The sequence below is a fragment of the Streptomyces phaeochromogenes genome, from assembly GCF_001418655.1.
Taxonomy (GTDB): Bacteria; Actinomycetota; Actinomycetes; order Streptomycetales; family Streptomycetaceae; genus Streptomyces; species Streptomyces phaeochromogenes.
The window spans coordinates 1-9,085 of the sequence record NZ_LIQZ01000296.1; the positions used below are offsets into that span (position 1 = coordinate 1).

The window sequence follows — 9,085 nt, forward strand, 5'->3', positions numbered from 1 at the left end:
CTCAAACGCCGGACGGGCTAGTAGTTAGCCCCTCCGGCGTTTGAGGAGCGGGGGTTCGGGGGCCGGCCCCCGAAAAGGGACGGGAATGGGTAGGGGCGGCGGGGCGAGGAAAGGTGTCTCAGGATTCGAACCGAGTTGGACGGCACCGCCCGCCCGGGCATACTGCTCCCATGCTCACGCACAAGACCTTCGTCTTTACCTATGGCAACCGGCCCACCGGCTGCCATGGTCGTGCTGCTTGAGCAACTGACAAGCGACTTCCGAGGCGCCCCGGGCCGACAAGGCCCGGGGCGCCTCGCGGTTTCCGGACCTTGCCGCTCCGGGGCACCCCACCCGAAGAGGAGCCCCCAAGATGAGCACAGCCACAGGCGCCGCCACGAACACCACCGCGGACAGGACCGGCGCCCGCACCGAAGAGGCCGCCGACGTCATCACCGGCGCCCGCGAACGCATCGACACCCTCGACGACCGGATCATCGGCCTCGTCCAGGAACGCATGGCGATCTCGGCGGTCATCCAGGAGGCCCGGATCGCCTCCGGAGGCCGCCGCGTGAACCTGTCACGCGAGATGGACGTCCTCGGCCACTACAGGGACGCGCTCGGCAAGCCGGGCACCTCACTCGCGATGACGCTCCTGGAGCTGTGCCGGGGCCGCATCTGAAGACAGCCCTCTGAATCCGAGGGTGCTGAGGACGTCCGGGATCCACGTACGACACCCGCGTACGACGGACGTCCGGTGCACGCACGTACGCATGTCCTCTCACCCGTACGGCGCGTGACCGCCCCGCGGCGGGCTTCGTTGGTCCCGGTGTCCGTGTCAGCCAGGGGCGGGCCCGAAGAACCACGCGTGGCTCCGCTGGAACGATGAGGCGTACGGACGTGCGCCGTGGGACCTCGTTCCAGAGAAGTGACCGGACGGCAGGGGACAGCAGCCCGGTCACCCAAGAGAGGTCGGCTCCGGGGACGCCCGGAGCCGGCCGGCGGAATCTGTGCAAGTGCGGTCGAAACGGTTGCGGAGGCCGCGGCCCATCGAGCACGATGTTTGGAACTACCCCCAAGTCCCAGAGCAGACAGCAGCATTGGATCGTCTTACCGCCATTGGTCGAGACCATGCGCACTCCCCCGGTGCGCCGGGGCGCCGACCGGGCGGAGAAGCCAGTAAACGGCGCACCCCCCGGCGCCGTCCCGTAGGCACCGGCGCTGCCCTGACGTCGGTGCTGACCACGAAGGGCCCCGCGGTTGTCCCGCGGGGCCCTTCGCCTGTCCGTACGCCGTGCGGCCGGCCCCGTATCCCGGGCAGTGCAGTGCTGTCCCGTCAGGCCGTCGTCTTCTTCAGTTTGGCGAGCTGCGCCTCGACGAGTTCGGCCGGGACCTCGACCTCGTCGGCGTCCAGCATGTTCATCGAGCTGAAGGCCACCAGCGTCGAGCCGTCGCGGACGACCGTGTACGCGGCCGGGACCTCCGCCCCCTCGATGGAGGCGACCAGCCGGAACGCGACGGACTCGTCGCCCAGCTTCGGATCGGCCAACTCCTTGACCCCGGAGTACTTGTAGCCGACGTACTGGTACGCCGTGCACTCGCCGGTCGCCTTGCGCAGCCCGGCGAGCACATCGTCGGCCTCGCCCGATCCGTACGAGAGGAGCGCGAGCGTGGTCACCGAGGCGTCCGTCTCGTCCTTGGCCGTGATGCCACGGCTGAGGGAGGTCCGTGAGACCGGGTCGGTGGTGAACAGGAACATGTCGGCGACGGGCTGGCACTTGGCCGGGCGCGCCGGGGAGGACGCCCCCTGGAGGTCGGCGGATCCGGCCCCCTCGACCTTGTAACCCTTGACGTCACCCGTCGTGAGCGCGGCCTTCTTCAACTGCGCCCGGGTCAGGGGGGCGTCCGCGTCCGGGGCGACCGAAGAGTCCTTGCCCGGAGCCTTCGCCCGGTCCTTGTCCTTGTCCTCTGCGGCCCCGGCTCCGTCGCCGTCCTTCGACCCGTCGGCCGACTGCCCGGTGGCCGACGTCCGTCCTGCCTTCTTGCCCTTGTCGTCGCCGCCCGCGCACGCCGAGGCGCACCCCAGGCCGACGACGACCGATGCGGCCACGAGGGTCCGCGTGATCCTTCTGCTCATGTCCCACTCATGTCCGTACTCATGTCCGGGACACGGTCCCACACTCCTCCGTGCCGGACTTCCCGATGTCCTGGCTGCGGTCGTACGGGTCGGTCGTGGGCCCGCTCGGCGGCGCGCCCGTGGGTTCGACCGAGTCGAACTGCGGGTGCAGGAAGCCGTCGTAGACGTCGCAGGCGGAGTTGGCGAGGTCCTGGTCGTAGCGGTCGACCGAGAGCCTGCCCGGCGTGACCTCGTACTTCGCCGGGTTGAGGAGCTCCACGTCGAGGATGCGGCGGACGATGGTGCGGGAGACCTCGGTGGAGTCCGGGTCGGCCAGGGCCAGCGGGTAGACGAAGGTGTAGTCGGCGTGGATGGCGACGGCACCGTCCTTGCCCGCCTTGAAGGTCGTACGGCCACGGGTCTTGACCACGTCGCCGACGAGCCGCACCTCGTCCGGGTCGAAGCGGCTGAAGAGCCAGAGCGGGTCGCTCTCCTTGCCGGGCTTGCGGAGCCAGGACTTCGCGTCGTCGATCATGCCCGGCTGCTTGGGGTCGAGGATCTTGTCGAGCGTGGTCTCGGGGGTGCCGCCGAGCAGGGTCTTGCGGTCGAGGTTCGCGTCGACGAGCAGCGACTTGGTCTGCGCCAGGGCCTTGGCCACCTGGTCCTTGCCGAACGCGCCGACCGGCTTGGCCTCCGGCAGGACGATTCCAGCGGCGCCGTCGGCGTACCGCACGGCCGGGGAACCGGCGAACGGCTCGTCCAGCGTGGGCGTTCCGGGCGCATCGGAGGGGGCGTCGCTCGGGGCCGCGGTCTCGTCGGGCAGCGGGTTCGCCGACTGCGTGCCCTCGTCCGTGCCGGTGCCGGTGCCGAACAGGTCACCCGGCAGCAGGGACGGCTTCATGGCCACCACGGCCAGCGCGATCGCGAGCACGACGCCGATGATCGTCCACACCTTGCGGCGCCGGGCCGCCCGCCCGTTCATCTCCTGCCAGGCGGGCCCGGTGCGCCACCCCGGAGGCAGCTCGCCGCGCGCCTCCTGCTGCCGCAGCCTTTCGGTCACCATGCGGGCCCGCGCGGAGGGCTCCTTGGGTGCCTCGGACGTGTGGATGTCCCGCTCGCTGTCCTGGACGAACTGCGCCCACACGTCCTCCGGTATGGACTCTCCGGACTCTCCGGATTTCCCGGGCTCCTCGGGTGACTTCTCCGACGGCTTCTCGGCCACGGCGCTCGCGCCTCTCCCCCATGATCGACCCGCGGATCGACGTGTTCTTCGAATTACTCGACGGATTACTCGACGGACAAACGATGGACAGTTCTATGGCGTGGGCACAGGAGTTCACAAGTCCGATCCCGCTGTGACCCAGCCCACATAAAAATTCTGTGAGCTCGGGGACAACCCTTTACAGGAGTCACAGGTCTCACTTGCGGAACCAACGGCCGTACCCGCGTACCCCGCACGCGGAGGCCTCCCAAACTCTCGTGCCGCAACGCTGCGGTACGCCGGACTCTCCGAGGTCTTCATGAAGCTTCGCCGTGTCATGGCCGCCGCGGCCACGACGGCCGTCATAGCTCCGCTCGCGCTGCTGTCGGCTCCTGCCGCCTTCGCGACGGACCCCACGCCCACCGGGACCGAGTCCGCCACGACGACGCCGAGCGCGACGCCGACCACCACCGAGACGACGACGCCCAGCGCGACGCCCACGACGACTCCGCCGAGCACCGAGATCCCCTCGGGCACGCCGACCCCGAGCACCACCACCACGCCCACCGGGTCGCCGACCACGACGCCCGAGCCGAGCGAGGACCCGACCGACCCGGACGTCCCGTACTGCGAGGACCTCGACGAGAACTACGGCGACGCCAAGGTCTCCGCGGACATCAAGGGTCTGCCCGGCAAGATCGTCGCGGGCGACGGCTTCCACAACTTCAACCTGGTCGTCACCAACGAGTCGAAGGCCGACATCAAGGGTGTCGCCTTCTACGCCGAGATCGAGAACTACGAGCTCGACGAAGCGAAGTTCCTGAGCCCGTACGTCACGCTGGAGTTCAAGAACACCGAGTCCGGCAAGTGGGAGCGGATCGGCGACGAGAACTGGGCCGGTGACTACTTCTTCTACGTCGAGTCCCTGAAGGCGAAGGCGAGCGAGAAGGTCGCCCTGCGCTTCAGCGTCGACAAGGGTGCTCCGGCCGGTGACTCGTACTCCTTCGGCTCCGGCGCCTACCTGGACAACATCAAGGACCAGGACTGCATCGCCGAGGGCTGGGCGCAGTACGACTTCGAGGTGCTGAAGGCCGGCTCGACCAACCCCGACCCGGGCACCGCCGACCCGAGTGACAACGGCAAGGACCCGGTGAAGAAGCCCCAGGGCAACGTCTCCGAGCTGCCGACCGGCAACCTCGCCGAGACCGGCTCCAGCTCCGCCCTGCCGACCATCGGTCTCGTCGGCGGCGCCGCCGTCGTCGCCGGTGCCGGTGCGGTGTTCGTCGTCCGCCGCCGCAAGGCCGCTGCCGACGCCTAGGACGCGTAGGGCGTAACTCGCTTCACGCGACCAACGCTTCACGCAAGAAACGAAGGACCTGCGCTCGGAGGGGGGCGCAGGTCCTTCGTCGTTCCCGGCCGCCTGATCCGACGGGTACGGTCGGGACTACTTCTTCGGTGGCACCGTCGGCATTCCCAGGAACGGCAGGCGCAGCGCGCCGAAGGCGTCCGCGGGGACGGCGGGTGCGAGGGGCTCGACCGGCTTCAGGCGCTCGTACGCGGCGCCCTGCGCCGGACGCGGGTCCGCCTCGCCCTTGTTGGGCCAGTACGACATCGCGCGCTCCGCCTGCGCGGTGATCGTGAGCGAGGGGTTGACGCCCAGGTTCGCCGAGACCGCGGCGCCGTCGACCACCGAGATGCCGGGGTGGCCGTACAGCCGGTGGTACGGGTCGATGACGCCCTCGGCGGCCGACGCGCCGATCGGGCAGCCGCCCAGGAAGTGGGCGGTGAGCGGGGTGCCCATCAGCTCGCCGACGTTCGAGCCGGCGAAGCCGTTGATCTCCGCGGCGATCGCGGAGGCGGACTCCGAAGCGGCCTTGATCTGCTTGGGGTTGGGGGCGCCGTGGCCCTGCCTGGCCGTCAGCAGGCCCTTGCCCGCGCCCTTCGGCTTCAGGTACGTCGTCAGGGAGTTGTCGAGGGACTGCATCACCAGGCCGATGATGGTCCGCTCCGACCAGCGGCGGTTGGAGAGCGAGCGGGCCACGAGGGTGGGGTGCTTCACCGCGTTGACCAGCCAGCCCAGCACCCTCGACGAGCCCTCCGTATAGGGGACTTGGAGGATCGACAGACTGCCCATCGAGTTGGAGCCCCGGCCGTAGCGGACGGGCTCGATGTGGGTGTTCTCGTCCGGGTGGACCGACGAGGTGATCGCGACTCCGCGCGTGAAGTCGACCTTCGCCTCACCGGTGGCCTTCCGGTAGCGGCGGTTGTCGGTCTGCGCGCCGACCAGGGCCTCGGAGTTGGTACGGGTCAGCTCGCCCAGCCTGCCGGACACGTACGGGAGTCGGCCACTCGACTTCATGCGGTGCAGCAGGGTCTGTGTGCCGTACGTACCGGCGGCGAGGACGACCCGGCGGGCCTTGAAGGTCCGGCCCTCGCCCTTGCGTTTCTCGTCCGTGGGGAGCGTCGTGACGGCGTAGCCGCCCTGCGAGTCGTCCGTGACCGACACGACGGTCGTCATGGGGTGGACGACCGCGCCCGCCTTCTCGGCGAGGTAGAGGTAGTTCTCGTTGAGGGTGTTCTTCGCGCCGTGCCGGCAGCCCGTCATGCACTCGCCGCACTCGGCGCACGCCTTGCGGGCCGGTCCCGCCCCGCCGAAGTACGGGTCGTCGACCTGCTGTCCGGGGCTCGCCTTCGCGGTTCCGTCGGCGTCCTCGCCGTCACCGAAGAAGACGCCGACCGGTGCCATGTGGAAGGTGTCCCCCACGCCCATCCGCTGGGCGGCTGCCTTGAGGTGGACGTCCGACGGGGTCATGGTCGGGTTGAGCCGTACGCCGAGCATCCGCTGGGCCTGGTCGTAGTACGGCTTCAACTCCTCCTGCCAGTCGGTGATGTCCTTCCACTGCGGGTCCTCGAAGAACGGCTTCGGCGGTACGTAGAGGGTGTTGGCGTAGTTGAGCGAGCCGCCGCCGACGCCTGCGCCCGCCAGGACCATGACGTTGCCGAGGAGGTGGATGCGCTGGATGCCGTACATGCCGAGCCTCGGCGCCCAGAGGTAGTTCTTGAGGTCCCAGGAGTTCTTGGGGAGGGACTCGGGGGTGAAGCGGCGGCCCGCCTCCAGGACGCCTACGCGGTAGCCCTTCTCCGTCAGGCGAAGGGCCGTTACCGAGCCGCCGAATCCTGAACCCACGACGATGACGTCGTAGTCGTAAGCGTCCTGAGGCACGTGTGCTCCTCGTTGAGTGTCCGTGCGGGTTGTATGTGGTTGCTCGCGCTCACGCGGCGGAGCCGCATATCGATGCAGCCCCGCGCCCGGGGCGCCTACCGGAACCGAAATGCCTTCATGAGCCTCAGGCTGCGGCTCATGAACTGGGCGTAGCCCTCGTCGTCCATGCCCAGGGACGGGGCCATGGGCAGCAGGCGCTGCTGGGCGACCGTCTGGGCCTCGGTGTACTTGAGGATGCCCTCGGAGCCGTGGCGGCGGCCGAGGCCGGAGTCCTTCATGCCGCCCATCGGGGACTGGACGCTGCCGTAGGCGGGCGCGTAGCCCTCGTTGACGTTGACCGTGCCGGTGCGCAGGCGGGCCGCGACCTTGGCGCCGCGGCGGCCGTCCTTCGTCCACACCGACGAGTTGAGGCCGTAGGGCGTGGAGTTGGCGAGCTCGACCGCCTCGTCCTCGTCCTTGAAGCGGTAGATGGAGACGACCGGTCCGAAGGTCTCCTCGTTGCAGACCGCCATCGGCGCCTCGACGCCGTCCAGGATCGTGGGCTCGAAGAAGTACGGGCCGATGTCCGGCCGTGCCACACCGCCCGCGACGAGCTTGGCGCCCTTGGAGACCGCCTCCTCGACGTGCCGGGTCACCGTCTCCAGCTGGCGCTCACCGACCAGCGAGCCCATCTCGGCGCCGTACGAGAGGGACTTGCCGAGCCGCATCGCCCTGGTGCGCGTGGCGAACCGCTCCACGAAGGCGTCCGCGATCGACTCGTGGACGTACAACCGCTCGATGGAGATGCAGAGTTGGCCCGCGGACGAGAAGCAGGCGCGGACCGCGCCGGCCGCCGCCTTGTCGATGTCGGCGTCCTCCAGGACCAGCATGGCGTTCTTGCCGCCGAGTTCGAGGGAGACCCCGACCAGACGGGCCGCCGCACTCTGGGCGACCTCGCGGCCCGTGCGGGTGGATCCGGTGAACGAGACGTAGTCGGCGCGCTTGACGACCTCCGGGCCGACGACCGGTCCCTCGCCCAGGACGACCTGGAAGACGTCGGCCGGCAGGCCCGCCTCGATCAGCAGGTCGCGGGCCCACAGGGCGGTGAGGCAGGTCTCGGTGTCGGGCTTCATCACGACGGCGTTGCCCGCGACGAAGGCGGGGATCGCGTCACCGACGGAGAGTTCCAGCGGGTAGTTCCAGGGGGCGATCTGGCCGACGACGCCCCGGGGGTGGCGCAGCTCGGTGACCTTGGTGAGGGTCGGCACGGCGCCCGCGTGACGCTTGGGCTTGAGGTAGGAGACGGCCTTGCGGCCGTAGTGGCGGGCCGCCACGGCGACGGCCTGCACCTCCTCGTGGGCGTGCAGCCGGGCCTTGCCGGTCTCCAGCTGGATGAGGTCCAGCACCTCGGCCTGGCGCGCGAGCACCAGGTCGTGGAAGCGGAGGAGGACGGCGGCGCGCTGCCTGACGGGGGTCTGGGCCCAGACGGCCTGGGCGGCGCGGGCCTTCTCGTAGGCCCGCTCCACGTCCTCGGGAGTGGACTCGGGCAGGTCGGCCAGCTTCTCGCCCGTGAACGGCGTGTGGTTGGCGGTGCGGCCCGAACCGACCACGCCACGCGTGAGCTGCGCGATCAGCTCCGGCGTGACCACGTCAGCAGCCGTGCGGGCGCCCTCCGGGGCGGGCGCGAGGGGGTTGGTGCCGGTCTTTTCCGGGGCCTGTACCGGGGCCTGCGAGTCGGTCATGGCCCGCAGCGTATGCCCGGGCCCGCCGCTTTGGGTACCCGGCGGTAATAGGGATTCACCGAGTGCACACACAGCGCCAGCGATCACTGGCAATGAATGGCCTGATCAGGGGGTTGTCCGGCGACGATCAGGGCCCGACCGAAAAATCGGAGCGCGGCGACCACTTCCTCGACCCGCCGATCTCCAGTCGGTCGCGCGCTCCCTTGAACACCTCCGTGCCCCTTCTCTCGTCCGCCGTCCCCTTCGGCATGTCGACGCGCAGCTCGTACAGTCGGCTGTCGTCGGTGAGGATCATCAGCTCCATGACGCGGACCGTCCTGCCCTCGGTCTCGTAGGTCGTGTCGACGAGCACGGCCTCGTTCCCGTGGAAGGACGTCTTCGTGTACTGCGTCTTCGACTCCCCGTATCCGGCCCACGTCTCGGCCGAGTCCTTCGCCTGACCCATCGGCGAGCGCGGCGCCTGGTCCCACTCAGTGAGGCGGACCTGGACGACCTCGTCGTTGTCGTAGATGGCCATGCGCGGCTGGTCGTCGGGGCCGCCCTGCTCGTGGAAGCGCACGTACTGCCTGGGGAGGGAGAGGACGGCGTTCAGGTCCTGCTCCTCGTGGGCGACCCAACTGTCCCTGTTCGTCGGCGAGTTCGGGGTCACCGACGGCTCGCCCCCTGCGGCGGTCGCGCTGTCGTCGGTGAGCGAGTTCCCGGCCCAGACACCAACCGCGACCAGGAGGGCACCGGCCAGGACTCCGGCCACAAGGCGCACGGTGGAGCGCTTGCGCTTGGGGCGTACGGGGCCTGCGGGGATGGACTCGGCCCGGGTGTCCTCCGACGGGGCGGGGGGATCGGAG

Annotated in this window: 6 protein-coding genes and 1 pseudogene; 2 read left to right on the forward strand and 5 right to left on the reverse strand. The window is 69.8% G+C overall.

The features are described from left to right. Positions 1 to 352 precede the first annotated feature (352 nt). A complete protein-coding gene (locus AOK17_RS33410) occupies positions 353 to 661 on the forward strand; it encodes a chorismate mutase (RefSeq protein WP_055616329.1) in 309 nt (102 codons plus the stop codon). Between the two features lie 654 nt (positions 662 to 1,315). Here the strand turns inward: AOK17_RS33410 and AOK17_RS33415 are convergent. Then, the gene (locus AOK17_RS33415; protein WP_055616330.1) at positions 1,316 to 2,116 is read right to left on the reverse strand and encodes a hypothetical protein; all 801 of its coding nucleotides are present in this window, start codon (positions 2,114 to 2,116) and stop codon (positions 1,316 to 1,318) included. Positions 2,117 to 2,135: 19 nt separating this feature from the next. Continuing rightward, positions 2,136 to 3,317, reverse strand: coding sequence for a hypothetical protein (locus AOK17_RS33420; RefSeq protein ID WP_055616331.1), 1,182 nt, complete (start codon positions 3,315 to 3,317; stop codon positions 2,136 to 2,138). A 298-nt stretch (positions 3,318 to 3,615) separates the two neighbouring features. On the opposite strand from AOK17_RS33420, the gene AOK17_RS33425 reads away from it, so the two are divergent. Next, the gene (locus tag AOK17_RS33425; RefSeq protein ID WP_055616332.1) at positions 3,616 to 4,614 is read left to right on the forward strand and encodes an LAETG motif-containing sortase-dependent surface protein; all 999 of its coding nucleotides are present in this window, start codon (positions 3,616 to 3,618) and stop codon (positions 4,612 to 4,614) included. Positions 4,615 to 4,740: 126 nt separating this feature from the next. On the opposite strand, the gene AOK17_RS33430 is transcribed toward AOK17_RS33425, so the two are convergent. The 3 genes and pseudogenes from AOK17_RS33430 to AOK17_RS33440 form a co-directional block, all read right to left on the reverse strand. Then, positions 4,741 to 6,519, reverse strand: coding sequence for a GMC family oxidoreductase (locus tag AOK17_RS33430; protein ID WP_055616333.1), 1,779 nt, complete (start codon positions 6,517 to 6,519; stop codon positions 4,741 to 4,743). 95 nt (positions 6,520 to 6,614) lie between these two features. Continuing rightward, a complete protein-coding gene (locus tag AOK17_RS33435; RefSeq protein ID WP_055616334.1) occupies positions 6,615 to 8,240 on the reverse strand; it encodes a succinic semialdehyde dehydrogenase in 1,626 nt (541 codons plus the stop codon). Between the two features lie 127 nt (positions 8,241 to 8,367). Next, positions 8,368 to 9,085: pseudogene (locus tag AOK17_RS33440) on the reverse strand (serine/threonine protein kinase); the annotation flags it as partial.

What these genes read in the sequence shown, in the direction of transcription:
- AOK17_RS33425 (WP_055616332.1), top strand. Translation starts at nt 3,616, where the DNA reads ATGAAGCTTCGCCGTGTCATGGCCGCCGCGGCCACGACGGCCGTCATA.
- AOK17_RS33410 (WP_055616329.1), top strand. Translation starts at nt 353, where the DNA reads ATGAGCACAGCCACAGGCGCCGCCACGAACACCACCGCGGACAGGACC.
- AOK17_RS33435 (WP_055616334.1), bottom strand. Translation starts at nt 8,240, where the DNA reads ATGACCGACTCGCAGGCCCCGGTACAGGCCCCGGAAAAGACCGGCACC.
- AOK17_RS33415 (WP_055616330.1), bottom strand. Translation starts at nt 2,116, where the DNA reads ATGAGCAGAAGGATCACGCGGACCCTCGTGGCCGCATCGGTCGTCGTC.